This is a genomic window from Crenobacter intestini, assembly GCF_004919095.1.
GTDB lineage: Bacteria > Pseudomonadota > Gammaproteobacteria > Burkholderiales > Chromobacteriaceae > Craterilacuibacter > Craterilacuibacter intestini.
The window spans coordinates 239-26290 of sequence record NZ_STGJ01000018.1 but is presented as its reverse complement, the minus strand read 5'-3'; the positions used below and the strand labels follow the sequence as shown (position 1 = coordinate 26290).

Here is a 26052-nt window from a genome sequence, read left to right as displayed (position 1 = left end):
CTACAGCGCTACGCTCGCTTTACAGCGGGCTGGCCTCCGCACCGGCCGGCTGCAGCGCGCGCTCGCCGCCGAAGCTCTCGTACGCCATCAGCGCCTCGGCCGCCGTCATCAGCGACGGGCCGCCGCCCATGTACACCGCAACCTGCAGCATCTCGAGGAATTCGGCACGGGTGCAGCCCAGCTCGACAAGCGCCTTGGCGTGGAAGGCGAGGCAGCCCTGGCAGCGGCCGGCGATGCCGATGGCGATCGCGATCAGCTCCTTCTGCTTGTTATCCAGCGCGCCGTTGGCGTGCGCTGCACGGTTCATCTGGCCGAAGCCCTTCATCGTCTCGGGGATCTCGCGGCGCAGCTCGGCGACCTTGGCGCCGAGGGCGGCGGCCAGTTCCTGGTAGTTGTGGCTCATGGTGGCTCCTTCGTTAACGGCACACATATTATGTCTTTTTATATATCAAATGACAAGCCCCTGCCTGATCCTGGCGCAAAAAGGCCCGCGATGACGGCGGGCCTTTGAATGAATCCGACAGGCGGATGTTTTCCTTGCCGCTTCCGCGCGGCAGACGGGGCCATTGCTTTTGTCTCGCCAAAAGAAATGGTCGAAAGAAAAAGCGACCCGAATCCGCAGCGAAACTCCGCGTCAAAGCCGCCCACCAAGGCTCCGCCCGACTCGCAATTTGCTAGCGTCAAATTGCTCGAACAAAGGGCGACTTAAAACCTTGGCGACCGGCTTCGCCGCGGCTTGCGGCTACGGGACTCGGGGTGGCTCCCCATAAGGTTGGCGACTCCGCACGCGAGTTAGCCGCTGACTGAGCGCGGCTAGCGAAGCGGCGCGAAGGAATGGGCGGCGTAACCCACCACCTACAGCAAATCCTTCAACAGCAGTGCGCCCAATAGCAGCGCGATCAGCGCGAGCAGGAAGTTCTGCCGCTTCTGTTCGCGCATCAGCTGCAGATAGCCCGCCACCATCAGCTCGGACGACTTGCCGGACAAGGCTTCGTTCAGCTTGCGAGGCAGGGTCGGCAGGGTGGTCGCCCATTGCGGCGCCTCGTCCTTCAGGGTGCACAGCAAGCCGCGCCAGCCGATCTGCTCGTTCATCCACTTGGTGAGGAAGGGCTTGGCGGTGTCCCACAGGTTGAGGTCGGGGTCGAGCTGGCGGCCCAGGCCCTCGATATTGAGCAGCGTCTTTTGCAGCAGCACCAGCTGCGGCTGGATCTCGACGTTGAAGCGGCGGCTGGTTTCAAACAGGCGCAGCAGCACCATGCCGAAGGAGATCTGGCTTAAGGGCTTGTCGAAGAAGGGTTCGCACACGGTGCGTACCGCCGCTTCCAGCTCTTCCGGGCGGGTGTCGGCCGGCACCCAGCCCGACTCGATATGCGCGGTGGCGACGCGGTGATAATCGCGGTTGAAGAAGGCGAGGAAGTTGATCGCCAGGTAGTGCTTGTCCTTCTCGGTCAGGCTGCCGACGATGCCGAAGTCGAGCGCGATATAGCGGCCGTCCGGTGCGACGAAGATGTTGCCCGGGTGCATGTCGGCGTGGAAGAAGCCGTGGCGGAACACCTGGGTGAAGAATATCTCGACGCCGAAGCGCGACAACTGCTTCAAATCGACGCCTGCCGCGCGCAATTCTTCGATGCGGCCAACCGGCACGCCGCGCATCCATTCGAGCGTCAGTACGTCGGTGCTGGTCGCCTCGTAGAACACCTCGGGCACCACCAGCATGTCGGAGCCTTCGAAGTTACGCCGCAGCTGCGAGGCGTTGCCCGCCTCGTGCATCATGTCCAGCTCGTCGTGCAGGTGGCGGTCGAATTCGGCGACCACCTCGCGCGGCTTCAGCCGCTTGCCGTCGGCGAACAGCCGCTCGACCCAGCCTGCCAGCATCTTCATCAACGCGAGATCCTGCTCGATCACCGGCGCGATGCCCGGGCGCAGCACCTTGACCGCGACTTCGCGGCCACGGCTGTCGTCCGCCTCGCGCAGCCACGCGCGGTGCACCTGCGCGACCGACGCGCTGGCCACCGGCTGCGTCTCGAAGTCGACGTAGATGTCGTCGACGCGACGGTTAAGGCTCTGCTCGATCACCCGCCGCGCCAGTTCGCCGTCGAACGGCGCGACGCGGTCCTGCAAGTGGGCGAGCGCCTCGGCGTAGTCGTGCGGCAACAAGTCGCGGCGGGTGGACAACAGCTGGCCGAACTTGACGAAGATCGGCCCCAGGCTCTCCAGCGCGAGGCGCACCCGCTCGGGGCGCGACCGCGTCAGGTCGCGCGGGATGGGTAACCAGCGCAGCAGGCTGTGCACGAAACCCAGCCGCGAGTGGCCGGCGAAGAATTCATCAAGACCGTAGCGGTAGAAGGTGGAGACGATGCGGGTAAAACGCTTCAGGCGCATGAGGCCCCTTGCTTGGCAGTGGATGAAGGCCCGGCGGCGGTTTCCAGCCGCGCGAGCCGCTTGGCGAGGCGCTCGGCGTCGTCGCGCAGCGCGTCAACGTCAGCGACGAAGCGCTCGACGTCTCGCCGGTGCGCGACGAGCGGCGCCTCGTCGCGGAGATGCTCGACCCAGCCCTCCAGCAGGCGCCCGCCGATCTCGCCCTTCAGGCCGAATGCGCGGCGCACGAAGCGGCCCAGCCGGTGCGCGGCGGCGTCGCCCAGCACGCGCGAGACGTCTTCCTCTGCGTCCCAGGACAAGCGGGTGAGCACCGCGAGCACGGCACCGGCCAGCGCGGCGTCGCCGCTGGTCTTCACTTCCCGCATGTCGGGCGTGCCGCCGGCCAGCGAGGCGAGCACCAGGCCGTGGCCCAGCCGCACCGTCGCCTCGGGCTCGCCCGGACAGCGCGCGAGGTAGCCCTCGTCGGTGACGACACCGGCGACGCTGAACGGCGCGAGCGCGACGGCGACGCGGCGGCCGTGCCAGCGCGCGAGTTCGGCGCGCAGTTCGGGCTGCTGCCCGAGCAGGTGGTTGAACACGGCCAGCGTCAGCATCACGTTTTACTCCGGCTAGTGGCCACGCATGGCCAGGCTCAACATCAGGGTGCCGGCGACAATCAGCACGATGCCACCGACCTTGGCGAGCGTCACCGCCTCGCCGTATACCAGCACGCCGACCAGCGCGACGGCGGCCATGCCGACTCCGCACCAGATCGCGTAGACGACGCCGACGTCGACCCGCTGCACCACCTGCGCGAGCAGGCTGAGCGACAGCGCGTAACCACACAGCACCAGCACGGTCGGCAGCGGCCGCGTGAAGCCTTCGGTCAGCTTCATCGAGCTCGTCGCGCTCACCTCGGCCAGGATCGCCAGCGCGAGCATCAGCCAGGTGGGCACCTTGGCAAGCGCGCCCATCAGAACTTGAAGCCCTTGTGCAGCGCGACGACACCGGCGGACAGGTTGTGGTAGTCGACCTTGCCGAAACCCGCGTCCAGCATCAGCTGCTTGAGGGTTTCCTGGTCCGGGTGCATGCGGATCGACTCGGCGAGGTACTGGTAGCTATCCGCGTCGTTCGCGACCAGCTTGCCCATCACCGGCAGCGCTTTGAACGAGTAGAAGTCGTACACCGGAGAGAGCGGCTTCCACACCTTGGAGAACTCGAGCACCAGAAGCTTGCCGCCGGGTTTGAGTACGCGGTACATCTCGGCGAGCGCGGCGTCCTTGTGCGTCATGTTGCGCAGGCCGAAGGCGACCGACACCAGGTTAAAGTAGTTGTCCGGGAACGGCAGCTTCTCGGCGTCGGCCAGCGACACCGGCAGCATCAGCCCCTCGTCGAGCAGGCGATCGCGGCCGACGGTCAGCATCGACGAGTTGATGTCGGTCAGCCACACCTCGCCTTCCTTGCCGACCCGCTTGGCCCAGCCGCGCGCCAAATCGCCGGTGCCCCCGGCGATGTCGAGCACCTTGTCGCCGCGGCGCACGCCGGCGGTGTTCAGCGTGAAGTGCTTCCAGATGCGGTGCAGGCCGCCCGACATCAGGTCGTTCATCACGTCGTACTTCTGCGCGACCGAGTGGAACACCTCGGCAACCTTGCCCGCCTTTTCGCTTTCGGCGACGCTCTTGAAGCCGAAGTGGGTCGTTTTGTCCATGTTTACTCCCTGCTTGCGCCGGCACGCGCCAGCCTGTCCAGATAATCCTGCCAGTTCCTGTCGTAATCGGCGCCCAGCCGGTACAGGTAGTCCCAGCTGAAGAGCCCGCTGTCGTGGCCGTCGTCGAACACGATCTTCAGCGCGTAGTGGCCGACCGGCTCGAGCGCGGTGATCGCCACCTGCCGCTTGCCGACCTGCAGCACTTCCTGCCCGGCACCGTGGCCGCGCACCTCGGCCGACGGCGAGTACACCCTGAGGTACTCGGCCGGGAGGCTGAAACGCGCGCCGTCGTCGAAGGAAATCTCCAGCCGGCGAGATTCGGTCAGCAGGCGGATTTCCAGCGGGTGCGGCGTGTCCGGGGTCAGCCCTGACATGCGGCCTCCTTGCGTTCGAGCAGCATCGCGTCGCCGTAGCTGAAGAAGCGGTACTCGGCGGCGACCGCGTGCGCGTACGCCGCACGCATCTCGTCGTAGCCGGCGAACGCCGACACCAGCATCAACAGCGTCGACTTGGGCAGGTGGAAGTTGGTCAGCAGGCGGTCGACCACGTTGAAGCGGAAACCCGGCGTGATGAAGATGTCGGTCTCGCCGCGGCCGGCGGCGAGCACGCCGCCGCGCGCGGCCGATTCGAGCGCGCGCATGCTGGTGGTGCCGACGGCGACCACGCGGCGGCCGGCCGCGTGCGCGGCCTCGATCACGTCGACCGTCGCCTGGCTGATCTCGTAGCGTTCGCTGTGCATCTTGTGCTCGGCGATATTGTCGACGCGTACCGGCTGGAAGGTGCCGGCGCCGACATGCAGCGTGACGTAGGCGAGCTTGACGCCGGCGCCCTCAAGCATCGTCAGCATGTCTTCGGTGAAGTGCAGGCCGGCGGTCGGCGCGGCGACCGCGCCCTTCTCCCGCGCGTAAACGGTCTGGTAGCGCTCGTCGTCGTCGCCCTCGGTGTCGCGCGCGATATACGGCGGCAGCGGCAGCTTGCCCGAAGCCTCGAGGATGTCGAACAGGTTCTCGTCGTCGAGGAAACGCAGGCGGAACAGCTCGCCGACCCGCTCGACCATCTCGGCCTGCCAGCGGCCGGCGAAAAGGATGCGGGTGCCGGGCTTGGGCGACTTGGACGCGCGCACATGCGCGAGCGCCTCGTGCTCGTTCTCCACGCGCTCGATCAGCGCCTCGACCTTGCCGCCGCTGTCCTTCTCGCCGAACAGGCGCGCCTTGATCACGCGGGTGTCGTTGAACACCAGCACGTCGCCCGCCTGCAGGAAGGCCGGCAGGTCGGAAAACAGGCGGTCTTCCAGATGCAGTCCGTCGACGTGCAACAGGCGGCTGCCGCCGCGCTGCTTCGGCGGATGCTGGGCGATCAGGTGCTCCGGCAGGTGGTAATCGAAGTCGGAGAGTTGCATGGCGCGATGGGTCCGCAAAAAATGATGACGATTATACCCCGCCACCCGCGGCTCGGCACGCACCCGGCATGCATGGTGCGGCACGGCGCAAAGCCGCGCCGCAGCTAGTGCGGATGCTCTATTCAAGGCGATCGACTGATTGTGACGTTCGTTTGAAATGCCGGCATATGCTGGACTTCTTGCCGGCAATTGCGGCAAACTTGCCGGCATGATGAAAGATGAACCGGCAGGCGCGGCACCCCGCATCCTGGTGCTGCACGGCCCGAACCTGAATCTCCTGGGCGTACGCGAACCCGACCACTACGGCCGCGACACGCTGGACGACATCAACCGCCGCCTCGAAACGCAGGCGCAGGCCGCCGGCTGCGAGCTCTCCACGCTGCAGAGCAACGCCGAGCATGTGCTCATCGAGCGCGTGCACGCGTGCCTGACCGACGGCACCGGTTTCATCCTGATCAACCCGGCCGCCTTCACCCACACCAGCGTCGCGCTGCGCGACGCGATCTCCGCGGTGAAGGTGCCGTTCATCGAAGTGCACCTGTCCAACGTGCACGCGCGCGAACCCTTCCGCCAGCACTCCTACTTCTCGGACCTCGCCGTCGGCGTGATCTGCGGACTGGGCGCGCAAGGCTACGAACTCGCGCTGGCGCATGCCCTCACCCGGCTTGCGGCCCGGCGCTGACACCCCACTCCCGTCAAGTACATCACAGGATCAGTAATGGACCTCAGAAAACTCAAAAAACTGATCGACCTCGTTGAAGAGTCCGGCATCGCCGAGCTCGAAGTCACCGAAGGCGAAGAGAAAGTCCGTATTACCCGTGTCTCGGCGCAGGCTGCCTTCAGCCAGCCGGTCCACTACCAGTTGCCGATGGGCGCGCCGATGGCTGCCGCCCCGGCAGCGGCACCGGCCGCCGCGCCGGCCGAAGCCGCGCCGGCGCCGGCCAGCGACAAGAACGCCGTCAAGTCGCCGATGGTCGGTACCTTCTACCGTTCGTCGAGCCCGGGCGCCAAGGCGTTCGCCGAAGTCGGCCAGAGCGTCGCGGTCGGCGACACCCTGTGCATCATCGAGGCGATGAAGCTGATGAACGAGATCGAAGCGGACCGCGCCGGCGTGATCAAGGCGATCCTGGCCGAAGACGGCCAGCCGGTCGAATACGGCGAGCCGCTGTTCGTCATCGAGTAAGGCACAGCACCCGCACAAGGAGGAGCAAGACGCGGATCGCCCGGCGGTCGGCCTCTTGCTCCTTGCCGTTCAGGCACACGCCTGGGGGGCAAGGCTAAAGCTTAGGCGGCGGGGTACGCCCCGCCGCGGAGAAACGACAGATGTTTGAGAAGATCCTGATCGCCAACCGCGGGGAAATCGCCCTGCGCATCCAGCGTGCCTGCCGTGAAATGGGCATCAAGACCGTGGTCGTCCACTCGGAAGCCGACCGCGAAGCCAAGTACGTGAAACTCGCCGACGAGTCGGTGTGCATCGGCCCCGCCCCGTCGGCCAAGAGCTACCTGCACGTGCCGGCGATCATCGCCGCCGCCGAAGTGACCGACGCGCAGGCGATCCACCCCGGTTACGGCTTTTTGTCGGAGAACGCCGACTTCGCCGAGCGCGTCGAGGAATCCGGCTTCGTGTTCATCGGACCGCGTCCGGACACCATCCGCCAGATGGGCGACAAGGTCGCCGCCAAGAACGCGATGATCGAGGCCGGCGTGCCCTGCGTGCCCGGCTCCGAGGGCGCGCTGCCGGACGACGGCGAAGAGATCATCCGGATCGCCGCACGCATCGGCTACCCGGTGATCATCAAGGCCGCCGGTGGTGGTGGCGGCCGCGGCATGCGCGTGGTGCACACCGAGGCCGCGCTCCTGAACGCGGTCGACATGACGCGTACCGAAGCGGGCGCCGCCTTCGGCAACCCGACCGTGTACATGGAAAAGTACCTGCAGCTGCCGCGCCACATCGAGATCCAGGTGCTGGCCGACGAGTACGGCAACGCGATCTACCTGGGCGAGCGCGACTGCTCGATGCAGCGCCGCCACCAGAAGATCATCGAGGAAGCGCCGGCACCGGGCATCACCGACGAAGAGCGCCAGCGCATCGGCGAGGCATGTGCCGAAGCGTGCCGCCGCATCGGCTACCGCGGCGCGGGCACCTTCGAGTTCCTCTACGAGAACGGCGAGTTCTACTTCATCGAGATGAACACCCGCGTGCAGGTCGAGCACCCGGTGACCGAGATGATCACCGGCATCGACATCGTGCAGGAACAGATCCGCATCGCCGCCGGCGAGAAGCTGCGCTACACGCAGGACGACGTGAAGCTCTCCGGCCACGCGATCGAATGCCGGATCAACGCCGAAGACCCGTTCACCTTCGTGCCGAGCCCGGGCAAGATCGACGGCTACCACCCGGCCGGCGGCCCGGGCATCCGCATCGACTCGCACATCTATCAGGGCTACACTGTTCCGCCTAACTACGATTCGATGGTCGGCAAGGTGATCGCGTACGGCGATACCCGCGACCAGGCGCTCGCCCGGATGCGCATCGCGCTGTCCGAAATGGCGATTTCCGGCATCAAGACCAACATCCCGCTGCACCAGGAGTTGCTGCTCGACAGCGCGTTCATCCGCGGCGGCACCAGCATCCACTACCTGGAAGAGCGGCTGGCCCAGAAGAAGGAACACTGAGACATGGCCTGGCAACAAGCCACCATCGCCACCGATTCGTCGGTGGCGGAAGCATTTGCCGACGCGCTGATGGACGCGGGCTGCCTGTCCGCGGCCATCGAGGACGCGCTGGCCGGCACCGACGCCGAACAGCCGATCTTCGGCGAGCCGGGCGAACCGGTCGAACAGATGTGGCAGCAGAGCAAGATCATCGCGCTGTTCGAGGAGGACTGCGACCTCGCGCTGATCGTCGCCGCCGCCGCGACCGCCTGCGAGATCGCGCTGCCGCGCTACACCGTCGAGCGCGTCGAGGAACAGGACTGGGTGCGGCTGACGCAGAGCCAGTTCGAGCCGATCCGCATCTCGGACAGGCTGTGGATCACGCCGACCTGGCACGAGGCGCCCGACGAGAACGCGATCAACCTCGAGCTCGACCCGGGCCTGGCCTTCGGCACCGGCAGCCACCCGACCACCCGCCTGTGCCTGCAATGGCTGGACGCGCACGTGACGCCGGGCGTCAGCGTGCTCGACTACGGCTGCGGCTCGGGCATCCTCGCCATCGCCGCCAAGAAGCTGGGCGCAGGCGACGTGCTCGGCGTCGACATCGACCCGCAGGCGGTACGCGCCAGCGTCGACAACGCCGAGCAGAACCGCGTCGACGCGGCGTTCTGCCTGCCCGACGCCACGCCGGCCGAGACCTTCGACGTCGTGGTCGCCAACATCCTCGCCAATCCGCTGCGCGTGCTGGGCGACATGCTCGCCAGCCACGTGAAGCCGGGCGGCCGCATCGTGCTCTCGGGCATCCTCGAGACGCAGGCGGACGAACTGAGCGCGATCTACGCGCAGTGGTTCGAAATGGACGAGCCGGTATTCGACGAAGGCTGGACCCGCCTGAGCGGGCGTCGCCGCGGGTAAGCCATGCTGACCGCACAGTGCCCGCAGTGCCAGACCCGCTTCAAGGTCAGCGACGCCCAGCTGGACGTCGCCGACGGCTTCGTGCGCTGCGGCCGCTGCGCGCATGTGTTCAACGCGCGCGAGGTGCTCTCGCCGCTCGCCGTCCCCGCTCCGGCTGCCCAGCCGGCCGTGCCGGCGGACAGGGGCGAGATCGAGGACTTCGAGCTCGAGCTGCCCGACTTCGACGCGCCAGCGCCCCAGCCCGCGACACAGGCCACGCCCCCCGCACCGGAGCCTGAACCGGTAAGGACGCTCGCGCCCGAGCCCGAGCCTGACCCCGTAGCCGGGAGCGCTCCGGAAGCGCCGGCCGTGCCCGACCCGGAACTGGCGGCCTTCCAGCAGGCGCTGTCCGACGCGCTGCGCGCGCCGCGCCCGGCTTCGCGCCCGATCGAACCCCTGGAGAGCGCGCCGGCGCCCGAAGCGCTGATCGGCGACCCGTTCGGTGAGATCGATGCCGGCCCCGAGGAGGCGCTGCCCGACGTGCTGCGCAGCCAGCGCGGCCGCGAACCGGTCGCGGAAGCGCCGGCTGCCGAGGCGCAGGCGACGGAGGAGGCGGAGCAGGAAGCCGCGCCCGCCGCGCCGGAAGACGACGCGCCGGCACGCCCAAGCCGCCTACCGGCCGTGCTGTTCGCGCTGGGCGGCGTGCTGGGCCTCTTCTTGCTCGCCGGGCAGCTGGTCTACCTGAACCGCACGCGCATCGCCGCCGAAGTACCCGAGCTGCGTCCGACGCTCGAGGCCGCGTGCCAGAGCCTGGGCTGCACGGTGCCGCTGGCGGGCGACCGCGCCTTGCTGCGCACCGAATGGTCGGAGCTCTCCCGCGTGCCGGACCACCCCGGCCTCGTGCAGTTCACCGCGATCCTGAAGAACCACGCGCGCTACATGCAGGCGTGGCCGGCCATGGAGCTGACGCTGACCGACAGCGACGACCGCGTGCTGGTGCGCAAGGTGTTCCCGCCCAAGGACTGGCTGCCGGTGGCCGAGCGTGCGCAACGCGGCATCGCCGCCGGCGCGCAGGTGCGCAGCCAGCTGCAGCTGGACACCGCAGCGCTTGGCGCCAAACAGAGCAGCATCGGCTACAGCGTCAACTGGCTGTATCCCTGAGCGGCGTTTGACGGCGCAAAAAAAGGCTGCCCGCGGGCAGCCTTTGTCTTGCCTGGCCGGCGCTCAATCCGGGAATTCGAGCTTGGGCGAGCGCTCGAGCAGACGGCCGACGACGTCGCCCGCCGCCTCGCCGTCGTAGAGCAGCGCGCACACCGCCTCGGTGATCGGCATCTCGACGCCCAGCTTGCGGGAGAGCGCGCGCACCTCGCGTGCGGTCGGCACGCCTTCGGCGACGTGACCGAGTTCGTCGAGGATGGTTTGCAGCGGCTTGCCCTCGGCCAGCTTCAGGCCGACCTGCCGGTTGCGCGAGAGCGCGCCGGTGCAGGTGAGGATCAAGTCGCCGATGCCGGCGAGCCCGAGCATGCTCTGCTCGCGCGCCCCCAGCGCCACCGCCAGGCGGGTGATCTCGGCGAGGCCGCGGGTGATCAGCGCGGCGCGGCTGTTCATGCCCAGCCCCAGCCCGTCGCACACGCCGGTGGCGATCGCCATCACGTTCTTCACCGCGCCGCCGACCTCGACGCCGGTCAGGTCGTCGTGCGCGTAGATGCGCAACAGCGGGCTGTGCAGGCGCGCCGCGAAATCGGCGGCGAACGCCGCGTCGCTGGCGGCGAGGGTCACCGCCGAGGGCAGGCCGAGCGCGACTTCGCGCGCGAAGCTCGGCCCAGACAAGGCGCCGACGCGGGCAAAGCCCGGGCACGCCTCGGCCGCCACCTGGTGCGGCAACAGGCCGCTACCCGCCTCGAAGCCCTTGCACGCCCACAGCACCGGCACGTCGCCGCGCGCGCGCGCGAGCCGCTCCAGGCTCGGGCGCAGGCCGACGATGGGGGTGGCGACCAGCACCAGCTCGGCGTCGGCGACCACCGCCTCGAAGTCGTCGCTGACCGCGAGGCTGTCCGGCAGCGGGCAGTCCGGCAGGAACTGGCGGTTGACGCGGTCGCGGTTCAGCGCGGCAGACAGTTCCGCCTCGCGCGCCCACAGCTTGACCTGATGGCGCGGCGCGAAGGCGATCGCCAGTGCGGTGCCCCAGGCGCCGGCACCGAGTACCGCGATACGCAGTGGTTGGCTCTGCATCACAACCCCCAGACTTCGCCGATACGCACGAAACCGGCCGCGCCGTCGCGGTGGCGCACCGGCGCCCAGCCGCCCTCGACCTGCCCGGTCAGCTCGACCACGGCGTTCTTCGGCAGCCGGTAGGCGAGCGGCGCGCCCGCCGACGCGGCACGATGTACGGCGGCTTCCGGCGCGGTCACCAACAGCATGCGCTGCACCGACAGCGCCGCTGCCGGGATCCACGCCACGCCGCCACTGGCGTCGCGCACGCGCGCCCATTCCTTCTGCTGCGACAGCACTTCAACCGGGTAGTAGCGGCTGACCACAAACAGCCGCTTGGCCGTCAGCGACGGCGCGTCGTACAGCGAAACGCCGGTTTCCTTGACCGAACGGAATTCCAGCGCGCTGGCGTGGCCGGCGAGGCCCAGCGCCAACAGCGCCGTCACGAGACGCAGTTTCATGCCCTTACGCGTTCCCGGCCTCGGCCATCTGCGCGCGCTGCTGCATGTACAGCGCCTCGAAGTTGATCGGCGCGAGCAGCACCGGCGGGAAGCCGGCGCGGTTGATGATGCTCGACACCGTCTCGCGCGCGTACGGGAACAGGATGTTCGGGCAGGCGACGCCGAGGATGGGGTCGACGTCGTCGGCCGGGATGTTCGCGATGCGGAAGATGCCCGCCTGCGCGACTTCGCACAGGAACATGGTCTTCTCGGTCAGCTTGGCGGTCACGGTGACGGTCAGCGTGCACTCGAAGAAGCCTTCGTCGATCTGGCGGCTCTCGCTGCCCAGCTGCATGTCGATTTCCGGTTGCTGCTGCTCGAGGAAGACCTCGGGCGCGTGCGGCACTTCAAGCGACAGGTCCTTGACGTAGATCTTTTCGATGGAGAAAACCGGCTGTACTTCCTGTTGTTCGCTCATGGGTATTCCGTCAGTTAAGTTGGGTGGATCAGGCCGGACTGGCTGCCGGCCATCATCGCAAAAAGGCGCGCCTGCCGCCAGCCTCAGTCGGCCAGCAGCACGTCGAGCTTGCCGGCTGCCTGCAGCGCCTCGAGATCGTCGCAGCCGCCGACGTGGGTGTCGCCGACGAAGATCTGCGGCACGGTACGGCGGCCGGTCAGCGACATCATCGCGTCGCGCTGGGCCGGGTCGAGGTCGACGCGGATCTCGTTGATCGCCTCGACGCCCTTCGCCTTCAAGAGCTGCTTCGCGCGCACGCAGAACGGGCAGACGGCCGTGGTGTACATGGTGACGGGTTTCATCGCGGTGGATCCTGGCTGAAAACCGCGATTATAGCGTCAAGGCGCGGCGTGCACCTGCCTGAGCGCGGCGTCGACCACCGCGTCGATGCGCGCTGCCGACACGCCGTCACCGTTGGCGATGGCGACCAGCACCAGGGGTTCGCCATCCGGCGCGAGCCAGTAACCGGCCAGCGCCGAAACGCCGTCAAGGGTGCCGGTCTTCAGGCGTAGCCGCGGCCCCCACGCTGCGAGACGCTTCTCGAGCGTGCCGTCGCGGCCGGCCGCCGGCACGCTGGCGACGAACTCGGGGGCAAAGGGCGCGAGCCACGCGGCCGACAGCAACTGCCCCAGCGCGCGCGCGCTGACGCGCTCGCGCCGCGAGAATCCCGCGCCGTTCTCCAGCACCAGTGTCCGCGTATCGACGCCGTGCCGCGCAAGGCTTGCGCGCAGCGCCGCTTCGGCGCCAGCCACCTTACCGGCGCCATGGGGGTGCGCGCGCCCCAGCGTCAGGTAGACCGCGCGCGCCATCGTGTTGTTGCTGTGGAAGTTGGTCGACACCAGCACCTGCGAGAGCGGCGGCGACAGGTGCTCGGCGAGCACGCGCGCCCCGGCAGGGGCCGGGCGCTCGCCGCCGAACGCCGCGCCCTGCCCGTCCAGGCGCGCCCAGCGTGCGGCGAAGGCCTGCGCGGCGAACGCCGGCGCCGACAGCAGGTTCACGAAGCGGCTCGCGCCGTCGCACGCGCGCGGCAGTTCTCCGCTGACCGACAGCGTGTCGCCCTCGCTGGTGATGCTGACAAAGCGGCGCACGTCGCCGCACGCGCCCCCCGTCTCGCCCGCGTCGGAGAGCGACGCCTTGAGCGTCACGCCCGGCAAGGCTGGCACGAGTGCTGCGCGCGCGCCGGCGCCGTCGTTGTAAAAGTGCAGCCACGCGACCTTGTGGCCGACCAGGTGGGTGTCCGGCGCGACGGTGAACACGCGCTGTGCGTCGCGCTCGAAACCGTCGGCGCCGGCGATGCGCGCAAAGGCGCTGCGGTCGAGCAGCAGCTCGCCGCTCACCGCGCGGATGCCGCGCAGGCGCAGCCCGTCCAGCAGCGCGTCAAGCGCGGCCACATCGAACGCCGGGTCGCCCTCGCCTACCCACCACAGATCACCTTGCAGCACGCCGCCCGTCAGCGGCGCGTCGGATCTTAACGAACTCTTCCAGCGATAATCCGGCCCCAGCGTATCGAGCGCGGCAAACGCGGTAACCAGCTTCATGGTCGACGCCGGGTTCATCGGCGCGTCGGCGCGGTTTTCGAGCAGCGTCTCGCCGCTTCTGGCGCAGCCGACCCACAGCGCGACATCGCCCTCCGGGTCGGCGGCGAACGCGCTTGCCGCGGCAGCGCACAGCATCAGGCATGCGATCAGCGCGCGCATCGCTACAGCTCCAGCGGGTCGACGTCGATCGACCACCTGAGCGCGCGGCCTGCCTCGCGCCCGAGGCGGGCGAGCACCGGCTCGGCCGCGGACAGCCACGCGTGCAGGCGGGCGCGCTCGGTGCACTCGATGACCAGCTGCGCACGCTCGCGCCCGGCCAGACGCGCCATCAGCGCAGGCGCCGGGCCGAATACCCGCACCGCTGGGTCGTCCGCGACGAGCGCGAGCAGGCCTTGCAGGAAGGCGGCCGCCGCCGCGCCGTCGGGTGCGTCGGCACGCACCAGCGCCTGGTGCGCTGATGGCGGGAAGCCCGCCTCGCGCCGCTCGGCGAGCAGCGTCTCGGCGTAGCCGTCGAAGTCGTGCCGCGCGAGCGCCTGATACAGCGGATGGTCCGGCCACTGCGTCTGCACCAGTACTTCGCCGGCGACCCCGGCGCGGCCGGCGCGGCCGGCCACCTGCATCAGGGTCGAAAACAGGCGCTCGCCGGCACGAAAATCGGCCGAATAAAGCCCGCCGTCGCAGCCGAGCGCGACGACCAGGCTCAAGGCGCCGAAGTCGTGCCCCTTGGCCAGCATCTGCGTGCCGACCAGGATGTCGACCTCGCCGGCCGACACCCGCCGGTACACCGCGTCCCACGCGTCCTTGCGCGCGGTGGTGTCGCGGTCGATGCGCAGGATGCGCGCCTTCGGCAGCAAGGCGCCCAGCGCCGACTCCAGCCGCTGCGTGCCCTCGCCCAGCGGGCGGATGTCGGCGTTGCCGCAGTCCGGGCACGCGCGCGGCAAGGGTTCGGTGTCGCCGCAGTGGTGGCAGCGCAGCACCCGTGCCTGCAGGTGCACCACCTGCCGGGCCGAGCAGTGTGGGCAGCCCGACGTCCAGCCGCATTGCGGACAGGCAAGCACCGGCGCGTAACCGCGCCGGTTGATGTAGACGAGGCTCAGCTCGCGCCGCGCAAGCGCTCCGGAGAGCGCGTCGACCACCGGCGCGGACAGGCCGTCGGTCAGCTCGGCGCGGCGGGTGTCGATCAGCCGGACCGCCGGCAGGCGCGCTGCCGCGTGCGCGCGGCGGGTCAGCGCGAGACGCCGGTAGCGGCCGGCGTCGGCGTTGGCGACCGACTCGAGGCTGGGCGTCGCGCTGCCCAACAGCACCGGCACGCCCGCGTCGTGCGCGCGCCACACCGCGAGGTCGCGCGCGTGGTAGCGCAGGCCGTCATGCTGCTTGAGCGACGCGTCGTGCTCCTCGTCGACGACGATCAGCGCGAGCCTCGGCAGCGGGGTGAACACCGACAGCCGGGTGCCGATCACGATGTCGGCGCGGCCCTGCCACGCGTCGACCCACGCCTCCAGGCGCTCGCCGTCGGCGAGGTGGCTGTGCAGGCAGGCGATGCGCGCACCGGCAAAGCGCCGCGCGAAGCGCTCGATCAGCTGCGGGGTCAGGCTGATCTCGGGGACGACCACCAGCGCCTGGCGCCCCTCGGCGAGCACGCGGGCGATCAGGCGCAGGTAGACCTCGGTCTTGCCGCTGCCGGTCACCCCCTGCAACAGCCAAGCCTGATAACGGCCCAGGCTTGCGGCGACCGCGTCAACGGCCGCGGCCTGCTCGCCGGTCAATTCAGGCAGCCCGTCTGCCGCCTTCACCTCGCGCGGCGCATCGAAGCGCTCGGCGAGCCCCTGCCCTGCCCACTCGGCCAGCACCCGCGCAGCCTGCGGCGAGACCGCGCGCAAGGCGTCGTCCTCCTGCGGCGAGCCCGCCAGCGCCTGCCACAGCGCGAGCCGTGCACGCTGGCGGGGCGGCGGCGGCGCGAGCCTGCCCGCTTCGGTCAGCCGCCATGGCCGCCGGTCAGGCGGCGCCACGTCGCGCGGCTGGCGCAGCAGGGTCGGCAAGGCAGTGAACAGCGCGGCCCCCGCCGGGTGGTGGTAGTAGCGCGCGGCGAACGCGGCCATCCTCAGCAGCGACCCGGGCAGCGGCGGCAGCGCCGTATAGGCTTCGGCCACCGGCTTGAGCTTGACGCCGGGGGCGGGTCCGTTCATGCCATTTGCAATTACGCCACACAACTCGCGTCCGCCGAAGTTCACGCGCACCCGCGTCCCCACCGGCAGCGGCGTCGCCAGGCGGTAGGTGAAGGTCCCCTGCAGGGGGACGTCGAGCAGCACTTCAACGCAATCGGTGTCGTTCATCGGGAGGCGATCCGCCGCAAATCCGCGTGGCCACTGGCTTTGCGCCAGCTATGCACAAAAGCTGTGGATAAATTTGTGAACAAGCCGTGCGCACGGCAGCGCAAGACAGGCTGCACGGCCGTTCCACTGGATTGCACAAAAAATAAACAAAGCCGCAAACCCTTTTAAATCAAGGCTTTGCGGCTGCACCACAAAAACACGCGGGAGAGGCTTGACAGACGCCCGATCAGCCGACCCGCATGTGAATAACTTGTTGGATCAACAGGCGCCATCCCTGTCAATCCCCGCGTTTTCACGCGTGCAGCGGCCTCGACAAACGGTGTACGGCGTCGATCAGCACGCCTGCGTGCGCCGGGTCGACAAACTGCGAGATGCCGTGGCCGAGGTTGAACACATGGCCGCTGCCGGCGCCGTAAGCCTCAAGCACCCGCCCGGCCTCGCGCTCGATGCCTTCCGGGCTGCCGAACAGCACGTTGGGGTCGAGGTTGCCCTGCAGCGCGACCTTGTCGCCGACGCGGCGGCGGGCGTCGCCGATGTCGGTGGTCCAGTCCAGCCCCAGCGCGTCGGCGCCGGTCTCGGCCATCGCCTCCAGCCACTGGCCGCCGCCCTTGGTGAATAGGATGACCGGCACGCGGCGGCCTTCGTGCTCGCGCTTGAGGCCGGCGACAATCTGCTGCATGTAGGCGAGCGAGAATTCGCGGTAGGCACCCGGGGTCAGCACGCCGCCCCAGGTGTCGAAGATCTGCACCGCCTGCGCGCCGGCCTCGATCTGCGCGTTCAGGTAGTCGATCACCGTGCGCGCGTTGGTCTCGAGGATGTGGTGCAGCAGTTCGGGGCGACCGTACATCATCGCCTTCACGTGGCGGAAATCGCTCGAGCCGCCGCCTTCGATCATGTAGCACGCCAGCGTGAACGGGCTGCCGGAGAAGCCGATCAGCGGCACGCGACCGTCCAGCGCCTGACGGATGCTGGCCACCGCGTCGAACACATACTGGAGCTTGTCTTCCACATGCGGCACCGCTAGGGCGCGGATCGCCGCCTCATCGCGCAGCGGGCGCTCGAACTTCGGGCCCTCGCCCTCGGCGAAGTAGAGGCCGAGCCCCATCGCGTCGGGCACGGTCAGGATGTCGGAGAACAGGATCGCCGCGTCCAGCGGGTAGCGCTCCAAGGGCTGCATGGTCACCTCGGTGGCGTACGCCGGGCTGGTGCACAGGCCCATGAAGTTGCCGGCGCGCGCGCGCGTCGCGCGGTACTCCGGCAGGTAGCGGCCGGCCTGGCGCATCATCCAGACCGGGGTGTAGTCGACGGGCTGCTTGAGCAGCGCGCGCAGGAAGGTATCGTTCTTCAGGGGCGTCATGGCGTCAGTATGTCGTTTGCGTCGGGCGCCATTATACCCGAGCCGGCGCTCAGGCCGGCACCATCAGCCAGGTGCCGGCGACGACGACCAAGAGCCCCACCGCGCACGGCAGCGAGGTGCGCTTGACCAGCTCGAACGGCGAGAGCCTGGCCATCCCCGAACACGCGACGATCACGCCGGCGACCGGCGACACCGTCCGCCCGAGGTTGGACGCCTGCAGCATCGGGATCACCAGGAAGGCCGGGTTGACCCCGGCGTGCAGGGCGAGCTTGGGGATCAGTTCGACAAAGGCGTAGAAGGCGGCGTTGCCCGAGCCGGTGGTGACCGCCGCCAGCGTGGTGATGGCGACCAGCGCCAGCAGCAGCAGGCCGGCGCCGCTGCCCGCGCCCTGTACGAAACCCAGCAAGGCGCTGATGAAGCCGACGCTGGTGAGGCCGTGCGCGAACACGCCGGCGGCGACGATCAGCATCACCACGCCGGTGAACGCCTCGCCCATGCCCTGGTACACCACCTCGACGCCGGAGAACACCGCGCGCGCGTCGCGCAGGCGGGCGAACTCGACCAGCGCGGTGAAGAGGATGCAGACAAGCAGGATGGCCACCACGCCGAGCTTGGGCAGCATGCGCCCGTCGAACAGCAGCACGCCGATGATCGGCGTGAACGGCAGCAAGGCGTAGAAGTGCGGCACCCGCCCCTCGATCTCGTCGCCGACTTCGAGCGCATGGCCTTCGCTGTGCTCGTGGCGGTCGAGGTAACGCTGCCAGAAGAAATGGGTCGCGCCCATCGCGACGATGGCGGCGACCGAGATCGGCAGGGTGATGCGGAAGGCGAAGTCGATCAGCGGCATGCCCGCCGCCTCGGCGGCGACCACCACGTCGCCCGAGGTCGGCGACAGGATCACGGCGACCGCCGACGCGCACACCGCGGTCGCCGCGCCGCGGCTGACCCCCATATTGACCATCAGCGGGAACAGCGTCGCCATCAAGAGCACGCCAAGCCCGGTCGCCGACGACACCGCCAGCGACATCAGGCAGGCGGCGAAATAGCCGGCGACGACCAGCACGTAGGGTGAGCGGATCCTGGAGAGCGGCCGCGCGGCGAGCCGCACCACCATGGCGTTGGCGCCGGTGTGCGTCATGTAGTGCGCGAAGCCGACCAGCACCATCACCATCAGGCCAAGCTCGGCCGCGCGGCTGGAGAGCAGGTCGGCGACGAACACGACGATGTCGGTGAAGCCGCTCTCGCCGGCCTTGTCAGGCGGCAGCAAGGGGTGGCCGAGCAGCACGCTGGCCAGCAGCAAGGCGAGCCCGCCCGTCATCAGCACGCCGGTCGCCGGATAGCCCTTGAACACGTAACGCCCGACCAAGAGCGTCACCACCAGCCCGATCAGCAAGCCCGCCATACCCTTCTCCACACGAAACAATACCGTTCATGGTAGAAGGGCAAGCGCGCGCCCGCCGCGCCACGGGGTCAGACGTCGGTCAGCGCCTGGTCGCCCTTGGCTTCCATCCAGCCGCGCCGGCTCGACGCCTCGCCCTTGCCCATCAGCATGGTGAACATGCGGCGGGTCTCGTCGAGCGCGCCGGCGCGCACCCGCACCTGGCTCAGGCGGCGGGTATCCGGGTGCATGGTGGTGTCCTTCAACTGCTCGGGGTTCATCTCGCCCAGGCCCTTGAAGCGCGAGATCCCCCACGCGCCCTCGCGCACGTTCTCGCTGCGCAGGCGCTCGAGGATGGCTTCGAGTTCGGCCTCGTCCAGCGCGTACAGCTTGCGCGGCGGCCGGCTCTTGCCCGAGCCGGGCACGTCGACACGGTAGAGCGGCGGCTGCGCGATATACACGTGGCCGTCCTCCATCAGGCGCGGGAAGTGCCGATAGAACAGCGTCAGCAGCAGCACCTGGATGTGCGAGCCGTCGACGTCGGCGTCCGACAGGATGGCGATCTTGCCGTAGCGCAGGCCGGCCAGGTCGACGTCGTCGCCCGGCGCGTGCGGGTCGACGCCGATCGCCACCGAGATGTCGTGAATCTCGGCGTTGGAAAACAGCTGGTCGCGGTCGGTTTCCCAGGAGTTGAGCACCTTGCCGCGCAAGGGCAGGATCGCCTGGTATTCCTTGTCGCGCGCGAGCTTGGCCGAACCGCCGGCCGAATCACCCTCGACCAGGAACAGCTCGTTGCGCTCGATGTCCTCGCTCTCGCAGTCGGTCAGCTTGCCCGGCAGCACCGCGACGCCCGACCCCTTCTTCTTCTCGACCTTCTTCACCGAGCGCAGGCGCGACTGCGCCTGGCGGATCGCCAGCTCGGCGATTTTCTTGCCGGCCTCGACGTTCTGGTTCAGCCACAGCTCGACCGGGTCGCGCACCAGCGACGACACCAGCTTGAGCGCGTCGCGGCTGGTCAGCTTGTCCTTGGTCTGCCCCTGGAACTGCGGGTCGAGCACCCGCGCCGACAGCACGAAGCGCACGCGGCCCCACACGTCCTCGGCCATCAGCTTGACGCCGCGCGGCAACAGGTTGTGGTGGTCGACGAAGCTCTTGACCGCCTCGTACACGCCGGCCCTGAGCCCGGCCTCGTGGGTGCCGCCGGACGGGGTCGGGATCAGGTTGACGTAGCTCTCACCGCCGGCGCCCTCCTCGAACCAGGCCAGCGCCCATTGCGCACCCTCGCCCGGCGCGAACTGCTCGTGCTCGTCGCCGATGAAGGCCTCGCCGGCGAACAGCGGCGCGACCGGCTCGTCGCCGCCGCACAGTTCGGCGAGGTAGCTCTTGAGCCCGTGCGGGTACTGCCACAGTTTGACCTCGTCGCCACTGGCCTTCTCGATGGTCAGCGTGACCGCGACGCCGGGCAGCAGCACCGCCTTGGCGCGCAGCAGGCGCTCGAGCTCGGGGATGGAGTAGCGCGGGCTCTCGAAATACTTGCCGTCCGGCCAGATGCGCACGCGGGTGCCGCTGGTGCGCGCGCCGCAGTCGCCGACACGCGTCAGGGGCTCGATGACGTCGCCGCCGGAGAACGCCAGCCGGAACACGCCGCCGTCGCGCTTGACCTCGACTTCGAGCCGGGTCGACAGCGCGTTGGTCACCGACACGCCGACGCCGTGCAGACCGCCGGAGAACGCGTAGGCGCCACCGTCCTTCTTGTTGAACTTGCCGCCGGCGTGCAGGCGGGTGAACACCAGTTCGACCACCGGCACCTGCTCGACCGGGTGCAGGCCGACCGGGATGCCGCGGCCGTCATCCTCGACCGACAGCGAGCCGTCCAGGTGCACGGTGACCGCGATCTTGCGGGCGAAGCCGCCCAGCGCCTCGTCGGCGGCGTTGTCGATCACCTCCTGGCAGATATGCGTGGGGTCGGTGGTCCGGGTATACATGCCCGGGCGCTCCTTGACGGGCTCCAGCCCCTTGAGCACGCGTACCGAGGATTCGTCGTAGTTTTGCGTCATTTCAATGGTGATCCATCTTGGGCGCCGCCAGCGCGGCAATTTCGCGGTCGTGGCGGCGGGAAAGCGTCAGTTGGGCAAGCAAGGCGCCGACCAGGGCGAGGAACATGTCCCACTGGGTGTCCCACACGTCGCCCTGAGTGGCGAGAAAGGCATCGGCGTCGGCGCCGATCGCCAGCGCGACCCACCATTCGATCAGCTCGTAGAAGGCGGAGAAGGCGAGGCAGAAGGCCGTCACCAAGAGGCCCAGCCAGAAGCCCGGCCGCAGCGGCGTCTGCCTGAGCAGCACCTCGCGGGCGAGGATGGCCGGCACGAAGCCCTGCGCGAGGTGGCCCAGCCTGTCGTAAGGATTGCGCGAGAAGCCGAGCAGGTCCTGCAGCCAGAAGCCCGGCGGCGTCAGCGCGTAGGTGTAGTGCGCGCCGACCAGCAGGATCGCGCCGTGCGCGAGCATCAGCCACAGCGCGAGGCGCGTCCACGCGAAGCGCGGCCACAGCCAGAGCACCAAAGGCAGCCCCAGCAGCACCGGCAGCGCCTCGAGCAGCCAGGTGCCCGCGTCGTGCGGCCGGTACGCCGACCAGGCCGCAAGCGGCACGATCAGCGCGAACAGCCGCCACGGCCGCGCGGCGTCAGCCGTGCCCGTGCTCGGCACCGCCCGCGCCGGCGAGCCGCGCGAGGTAGTGCTCGTGCGTCTCCAGCCCCTTCAGGAAGCGCGACAACTCGCCCAGCGCACGCTCGTAGACGCCGCGCTTGAACTCGATCACGCTGTCGATCGGCGCCCAGTAGTCGTTCCAGCGCCAGCCGTCGAATTCGGGGTGGTTGGTCGCGCGCAGGCAGACATCGCTGTCGCGGCCGACCAGCCTGAGCAAGAACCAGATCTGCTTCTGCCCCTTGTAACTGCCCCGCCATTCGCGGCGGACCCAGTTGGTCGGCACCTCGTAGCGCAGCCAGTCGCGGGTGCGTCCGACGATGCGCACGTGGCGCGGCAACAGCCCGACCTCTTCCAGCAATTCGCGGTACATCGCGGCTTCCGGACTCTCGCCGGGCTTGATGCCCCCTTGCGGGAACTGCCATGAGTGCTCTCGCACGCGTTTGCCCCAGAACACCTCATTCTTGTGGTTGATGAGGATGATTCCGACGTTGGGGCGGTATCCGTCCCGGTCCAGCATGCTTAAACCTGCAATTCGTGAGTTGCAGCAATTTTTGCACATTTCACCACACCATGCCATCGAGCCCGGCCAATGCCGGCGTGCAAACGCGCCCTGGCCGCCGCCGGAGGCGTTAAATAAATTTGACGACGGCATGACAATTTCCCAAAGTAAACACAGATTGGCAGCCAAGACTGCCGACGCGAGGAGACCCTTTCATGTTCGTGATGCCCGGCGTACCCGCAAGCGCTGCGCTGCCGCCACACCTGCGCACCCCGCTGCCGGGGCTGACCTGACTTGCCCGTTGCCCGCCCCCCCCTCTTTCCAAAATGCAACGGGAGTCACCGCCATGCAGGCGATCGAACAATGGTTTGCGACGCACGGGATCCGCCGCGTCGAATGTCTGGTACCCGACCTCACCGGCAACGCGCGCGGCAAGCGCGTGCCGCCGCGCCAGTTGAGCGCGGGTACCGAGCTGCGTTTTCCACAGGTAGGACTGATCCAGAGCGTCGCCGGCGAATGCCGGCAGGACCTGGTCAGCGAGACCGACCCCGACATGCTGCTCGCACCCGACTGGCGCACCCTGACGGTGCAGCCCTGGGCCAGCGAGCCGACCGCGCAGCTGATCTGCGACTGCACGGATGAGCAGGGCGCGCCGATCGCCAGCGCGCCGCGCAACGTGCTCAGGCGGGTGCTCGAGCGCTACGCCGCACGCGGACTCACGCCGGTGGTCGCCCCCGAGATGGAGTTCTACCTGGTCGCCCGCGCGCAGGACGGGCACGGCGTGCCGGCCGCCCCGCACGGACGCAGCGGTACGCACGAGACGCAGCGCAGCCCTTACGGGGTGGACGCCGCCGACGAATTCAGCGCGGTGATCGACGACCTCTACCGCTTCTGCGAAGTGCAGGGCATCGGCGCCGCCGCGCTGCTGCACGAGGTCGGCCGCGGCCAGCTCGAGATCAACCTCGACCACGGTGACGCGCTCGCGCTGGCCGACCAGGTATTCCTGTTCAAGCGCAGCGCACGCGAGGCGGCGCGCCGCCACGGCCTGACCGCCACCTTCATGGCCAAGCCGCTCGCAGGCGAAGCCGGCAGCGCGATGCATATCCACCAGAGCCTGCTCGACAGCAAGGGCAACAATGTCTTCAGCACCGCCAGCGGCGCGGCCAGCCAGACCTTCTTCCACTTCATCGGCGGCCTGCAGCGCTACCTGCCCTCGGCACTGGTGCTGTTCGCGCCTTACGTGAACTCGTACCGCCGGCTCGCCCCGTTCAGCGCGGCACCGATCAACGTCGAGTGGGGGCTGGACAACCGCACCTGCGGGCTGCGCGTGCCGAACTCGGCGCCCGCTGCGCGCCGGGTGGAGAACCGCCTGCCCGGCGTCGACGCCAACCCCTACCTGGCGCTGGCCGCATCTTTGGCATGCGGCTTGCTAGGCATTGAGCAGGAACTGAACCCGACACCGCCGCTCGCCGGCAGCGCCTACGGCCGGCCTTACGCTTTCGCGCGCACGCTGGACGACGCCGTCGCCGCGCTAGAGCGCGAGGACGCGCTGACCGAGCTGCTGGGGCCGGGTTTCGTAGAGTGCTACGGCGCGCTCAAGCGCGCCGAGAGCGAGGCGTTCGCCCGCATCGTCACCCCCTGGGAGACGCAGACCCTGCTGGAACATGTTTGACCCGAGACCCGCCGCCGAGCCCCGGCGGCTCCGATCAGGAGAAGACCCATGAAACTGAAACCGCTTGCCCTGCTGTTCACCGCGATTGCCGGCGCCCCCGCGCTCGCCGCGGGCAACCTCAACGTCTACAACTGGTCGGACTATATCGCCGAGGACACCATCCCCAACTTCCAGAAGGAGAGCGGGACCAAGGTCCGCTACGACGTCTACGACAGCAACGAGATCCTGCAGGCCAAGATGCTGACCGGCAAGTCGGGCTACGACATCGTGGTGCCGAGTAACACCTTCCTCGCCAAGCAGATCCAGTCGGGGCTCTACCAGCCGCTCGACAAGAGCAAGCTCAGCAACTACAAGGGGCTGGACCCGGCGGTGATGAAGCTGCTCGCCGAAGTCGACCCGGGCAACAAGTACGCGGTGCCCTACTTCTGGGGCATGAACACGCTGGGCATCAACGTCGACAAGGTGAACAAGGCGCTCGGCGGCAAGTTGCCGGCCAACCAGTGGGACCTGCTCTTCAAGCCCGAGTACGTGTCCAAGCTCAACGGCTGTGGCGTCAGCATCTTCGATTCGCCGTCCGAGGTGTTCCCGATGGCGCTGCACTACCTGGGCAAGGACCCGGCCAGCAAGAACGAAGCCGACTACAAGGCCGCCGCCGCCCTGCTCAAGCAGGTCCGCCCGTATATCACGCGCTTCTCCTCGTCCGGCTACATCAACGAGCTGGCCGGAGGTTCGCTGTGCCTGGTGCTCGGCTACGGCGGCGACCTCAATATCGCCCGCAACCGTGCCATCGAGGCGAAAAACGGCGTGAAGGTGCAGCCGCTGGTGCCCGCGCAGGGCGTCGGCATCTGGATCGACACCATGGTGATCCCCAAGGACGCGAAGAACCTCGACAACGCGTACAAGTTCATCGACTACAACCTGCGCCCGAAGGTCGCGGCAGCCAACTCGAACTACGTGACCTACGCGCCGGGCAGCCTCGAAGCACGCAAGTTCATCGACAAGGAGAACCTGAATAATCCCTCGATCTTCCCGAGCCCTGCCGTCATGGCCAAGAGCTTCATCATGAAGCCGATCGATCCGAAGATCCAACGCGTGACGACCCGCATGTGGACCGAGGTCAAGACCGGCAAATAAGCCGGCCGCGCAAAACGGGACAGGCTGGCCCGCCTGGGCCAGCCGCCAATGCAGGACACCCAGCCGACTGCACACCAAGGGGGATCCGGAACATGCACACCAAGCTTGCCTTGCTTTTCTTTGCCCTGGCCGGCACCGGCGCGCACGCCAGCGGCACCCTCAGCGTGTACAACTGGTCGGACTATATCGCCAGGGACACCCTGCCCGCCTTCCAGAAGGCGACAGGCGTCTCGGTCCGCTACGAGGTCTACGACAGCAACGAAGTCCTGCAGGGCAAGCTGCTGACCGGCCGCTCCGGCTACGACATCGTGGTGCCGACCAACACCTTCCTCGCCAAGCAGATTGACGCCGGCCTCTACCAGCCAATCGACAAGCGCAAGCTCAGCCATTACAAGCAGCTGGACCCCATGCTATTGAGGCTGCTGTCCGAAGTGGACCCGGGCAACCGCTACGCGGTGCCCTACTTCTGGGGCGTGAATACCCTCGCGGTCAATGTCGACCAAGTCGACAAGGCCCTCGCCGGCAAGTTGCCGGCGAAGCAGTGGGATCTGCTGTTCAAGCCCGACGTCGTCGCCAGGTTGAAGGACTGCGGCGTCAGCATCCCCGATTCGCCGTCCGAAGTTTTCCCGCTTGCCCTGCGCTACCTCGGCAAAGACCCGGCCAGCAAGAACGAGGCGGACTATCTGGCGGCCGCGCAACTGCTCAAGCAGATCCGACCGTATATCACGCGCTTTTCGTCGTCAGGCTATATCAACGAATTGTCGTCCGGCAGCCTGTGCCTTGCACTGGGCTTCGGCGGCGATCTCAACATCGCCCGCAAGCGGGCACTCGAAGCCAAAAAAGGCGTGAGGATCCAGCCTCTGGTGCCGGAACAGGGCGTCGGCATCTGGATCGACGCGATGGCCATCCCGGTCGAGTCGAAAAACGCGGAGAACGCGCACAAGTTCATCGAGCACAACCTGCAGCCACAGGTCGCCGCGGCCAACGCCAACTACGTCAACTACGCGCCGGGCAGCCTCGAGGCACGCCGCTTCGTCTCCAGGGAAAACCTGGCCAACCCTTCGATCTTTCCGGGCCCGGCCGTGATGGCCAACAGCTTCATCATGCGGCCGATCGACCCCAAGTTGCAGCGCATCAGCAACCGGTTGTGGGGCGAGATCAAGGCAGGCAAGTAGGTACAGGCATAAGAGGCAAGGGGCGTGTCCGTCAGGACACGCCCCTTTGTCCTTATAGATGCGCGCGGAAGATGTATTGGG

At 68.3% G+C, this 26052-nt stretch carries 26 protein-coding genes; 8 read left to right on the top strand and 18 right to left on the bottom strand.

Going from position 1 to position 26052, the window contains the following annotated elements; genetic code table 11:
* Positions 1-19 precede the first annotated feature (19 nt).
* The 7 genes from E5K04_RS13900 to queA all read right to left on the bottom strand — a co-directional run bounded on the left by E5K04_RS13900 (position 20) and on the right by queA (position 5465).
* On the bottom strand, positions 20-403 hold the full coding sequence (locus tag E5K04_RS13900; protein WP_136555160.1) for a carboxymuconolactone decarboxylase family protein: 384 nt from the start codon (positions 401-403) through the stop codon (positions 20-22).
* A gap of 452 nt (positions 404-855) precedes the next feature.
* The gene (gene ubiB / locus E5K04_RS13895) at positions 856-2382 is read right to left on the bottom strand and encodes a ubiquinone biosynthesis regulatory protein kinase UbiB (protein ID WP_136555157.1); all 1527 of its coding nucleotides are present in this window, start codon (positions 2380-2382) and stop codon (positions 856-858) included.
* Entirely contained in the window at positions 2373-2972 is a 600-nt protein-coding gene (locus E5K04_RS13890) for a ubiquinone biosynthesis accessory factor UbiJ (protein WP_235844384.1), read from the bottom strand. Before E5K04_RS13890 ends, ubiB begins: the two co-directional genes overlap by 10 nt.
* A gap of 15 nt (positions 2973-2987) precedes the next feature.
* Positions 2988-3332, bottom strand: coding sequence for a DMT family transporter (locus tag E5K04_RS13885; protein ID WP_136555153.1), 345 nt, complete (start codon positions 3330-3332; stop codon positions 2988-2990).
* Positions 3332-4066 (bottom strand): bifunctional demethylmenaquinone methyltransferase/2-methoxy-6-polyprenyl-1,4-benzoquinol methylase UbiE, encoded by a 735-nt coding sequence (gene ubiE / locus E5K04_RS13880; protein ID WP_136555151.1) that lies wholly within the window; start codon positions 4064-4066, stop codon positions 3332-3334. The genes E5K04_RS13885 and ubiE overlap by 1 nt, the downstream gene beginning before the upstream one ends.
* 2 nt (positions 4067-4068) lie before the next feature.
* The gene (locus tag E5K04_RS13875) at positions 4069-4440 is read right to left on the bottom strand and encodes a gamma-butyrobetaine hydroxylase-like domain-containing protein (RefSeq protein ID WP_136555149.1); all 372 of its coding nucleotides are present in this window, start codon (positions 4438-4440) and stop codon (positions 4069-4071) included.
* The gene (gene queA / locus E5K04_RS13870; protein ID WP_136555147.1) at positions 4428-5465 is read right to left on the bottom strand and encodes a tRNA preQ1(34) S-adenosylmethionine ribosyltransferase-isomerase QueA; all 1038 of its coding nucleotides are present in this window, start codon (positions 5463-5465) and stop codon (positions 4428-4430) included. Before queA ends, E5K04_RS13875 begins: the two co-directional genes overlap by 13 nt.
* A 211-nt stretch (positions 5466-5676) precedes the next feature.
* Here queA and aroQ point away from each other — a divergent pair, with 211 nt between their 5' ends.
* The 5 genes from aroQ to E5K04_RS13845 all read left to right on the top strand — a co-directional run bounded on the left by aroQ (position 5677) and on the right by E5K04_RS13845 (position 10175).
* Positions 5677-6147: a type II 3-dehydroquinate dehydratase gene (gene aroQ, locus E5K04_RS13865; RefSeq protein WP_136555247.1), complete on the top strand. Its 471-nt coding sequence runs from the start codon at positions 5677-5679 to the stop codon at positions 6145-6147.
* A gap of 36 nt (positions 6148-6183) precedes the next feature.
* The gene (gene accB, locus E5K04_RS13860) at positions 6184-6648 is read left to right on the top strand and encodes an acetyl-CoA carboxylase biotin carboxyl carrier protein (protein WP_136555145.1); all 465 of its coding nucleotides are present in this window, start codon (positions 6184-6186) and stop codon (positions 6646-6648) included.
* Positions 6649-6788: 140 nt separating this feature from the next.
* Positions 6789-8141, top strand: coding sequence for an acetyl-CoA carboxylase biotin carboxylase subunit (accC, locus tag E5K04_RS13855; protein ID WP_136555143.1), 1353 nt, complete (start codon positions 6789-6791; stop codon positions 8139-8141).
* Between the two features lie 3 nt (positions 8142-8144).
* A complete protein-coding gene (gene prmA / locus E5K04_RS13850) occupies positions 8145-9035 on the top strand; it encodes a 50S ribosomal protein L11 methyltransferase (protein ID WP_136555140.1) in 891 nt (296 codons plus the stop codon).
* 3 nt (positions 9036-9038) lie between these two features.
* Positions 9039-10175 (top strand): DUF3426 domain-containing protein, encoded by a 1137-nt coding sequence (locus tag E5K04_RS13845; protein WP_136555139.1) that lies wholly within the window; start codon positions 9039-9041, stop codon positions 10173-10175.
* A 63-nt stretch (positions 10176-10238) separates the two neighbouring features.
* Here E5K04_RS13845 and E5K04_RS13840 read toward each other — a convergent pair whose 3' ends face one another.
* The 11 genes from E5K04_RS13840 to E5K04_RS13790 all read right to left on the bottom strand — a co-directional run bounded on the left by E5K04_RS13840 (position 10239) and on the right by E5K04_RS13790 (position 22008).
* The gene (locus E5K04_RS13840) at positions 10239-11231 is read right to left on the bottom strand and encodes an NAD(P)H-dependent glycerol-3-phosphate dehydrogenase (RefSeq protein WP_136555245.1); all 993 of its coding nucleotides are present in this window, start codon (positions 11229-11231) and stop codon (positions 10239-10241) included.
* Between the two features lie 14 nt (positions 11232-11245).
* Entirely contained in the window at positions 11246-11686 is a 441-nt protein-coding gene (locus E5K04_RS13835; protein ID WP_136555137.1) for an SH3 domain-containing protein, read from the bottom strand.
* Positions 11687-11690: 4 nt separating this feature from the next.
* Positions 11691-12143, bottom strand: a complete 453-nt coding sequence (gene secB / locus E5K04_RS13830) for a protein-export chaperone SecB (RefSeq protein ID WP_136555135.1) — start codon at positions 12141-12143, stop codon at positions 11691-11693.
* A gap of 83 nt (positions 12144-12226) precedes the next feature.
* Positions 12227-12484, bottom strand: a complete 258-nt coding sequence (grxC, locus tag E5K04_RS13825) for a glutaredoxin 3 (protein WP_136555133.1) — start codon at positions 12482-12484, stop codon at positions 12227-12229.
* 36 nt (positions 12485-12520) lie between these two features.
* A complete protein-coding gene (gene dacB, locus E5K04_RS13820; protein ID WP_136555132.1) occupies positions 12521-13879 on the bottom strand; it encodes a D-alanyl-D-alanine carboxypeptidase/D-alanyl-D-alanine endopeptidase in 1359 nt (452 codons plus the stop codon).
* A 2-nt stretch (positions 13880-13881) separates the two neighbouring features.
* Positions 13882-16053: a primosomal protein N' gene (locus E5K04_RS13815; protein WP_136555129.1), complete on the bottom strand. Its 2172-nt coding sequence runs from the start codon at positions 16051-16053 to the stop codon at positions 13882-13884.
* A gap of 292 nt (positions 16054-16345) precedes the next feature.
* A complete protein-coding gene (gene hemE / locus E5K04_RS13810) occupies positions 16346-17410 on the bottom strand; it encodes a uroporphyrinogen decarboxylase (RefSeq protein WP_136555127.1) in 1065 nt (354 codons plus the stop codon).
* Between the two features lie 49 nt (positions 17411-17459).
* Complete coding sequence (dcuC, locus tag E5K04_RS13805; protein WP_136555125.1) at positions 17460-18812, bottom strand: anaerobic C4-dicarboxylate transporter DcuC; 1353 nt, start codon at positions 18810-18812, stop codon at positions 17460-17462.
* Between the two features lie 68 nt (positions 18813-18880).
* Positions 18881-20845, bottom strand: coding sequence for a DNA topoisomerase IV subunit B (gene parE, locus E5K04_RS13800; protein WP_136555122.1), 1965 nt, complete (start codon positions 20843-20845; stop codon positions 18881-18883).
* Between the two features lies 1 nt (position 20846).
* On the bottom strand, positions 20847-21491 hold the full coding sequence (locus E5K04_RS13795; protein ID WP_205700379.1) for a DUF2238 domain-containing protein: 645 nt from the start codon (positions 21489-21491) through the stop codon (positions 20847-20849).
* Positions 21469-22008: an RNA pyrophosphohydrolase gene (locus E5K04_RS13790; RefSeq protein ID WP_136555120.1), complete on the bottom strand. Its 540-nt coding sequence runs from the start codon at positions 22006-22008 to the stop codon at positions 21469-21471. The genes E5K04_RS13795 and E5K04_RS13790 overlap by 23 nt, the downstream gene beginning before the upstream one ends.
* A 328-nt stretch (positions 22009-22336) precedes the next feature.
* On the opposite strand from E5K04_RS13790, the gene E5K04_RS13785 reads away from it, so the two are divergent.
* The 3 genes from E5K04_RS13785 to E5K04_RS13775 all read left to right on the top strand — a co-directional run bounded on the left by E5K04_RS13785 (position 22337) and on the right by E5K04_RS13775 (position 25971).
* Positions 22337-23662: a glutamine synthetase family protein gene (locus E5K04_RS13785; protein WP_136555119.1), complete on the top strand. Its 1326-nt coding sequence runs from the start codon at positions 22337-22339 to the stop codon at positions 23660-23662.
* Positions 23663-23710: 48 nt separating this feature from the next.
* Complete coding sequence (locus tag E5K04_RS13780; protein ID WP_136555117.1) at positions 23711-24796, top strand: polyamine ABC transporter substrate-binding protein; 1086 nt, start codon at positions 23711-23713, stop codon at positions 24794-24796.
* A gap of 92 nt (positions 24797-24888) precedes the next feature.
* Positions 24889-25971 (top strand): polyamine ABC transporter substrate-binding protein, encoded by a 1083-nt coding sequence (locus E5K04_RS13775; RefSeq protein WP_136555115.1) that lies wholly within the window; start codon positions 24889-24891, stop codon positions 25969-25971.
* Positions 25972-26052: the final 81 nt, after the last annotated feature.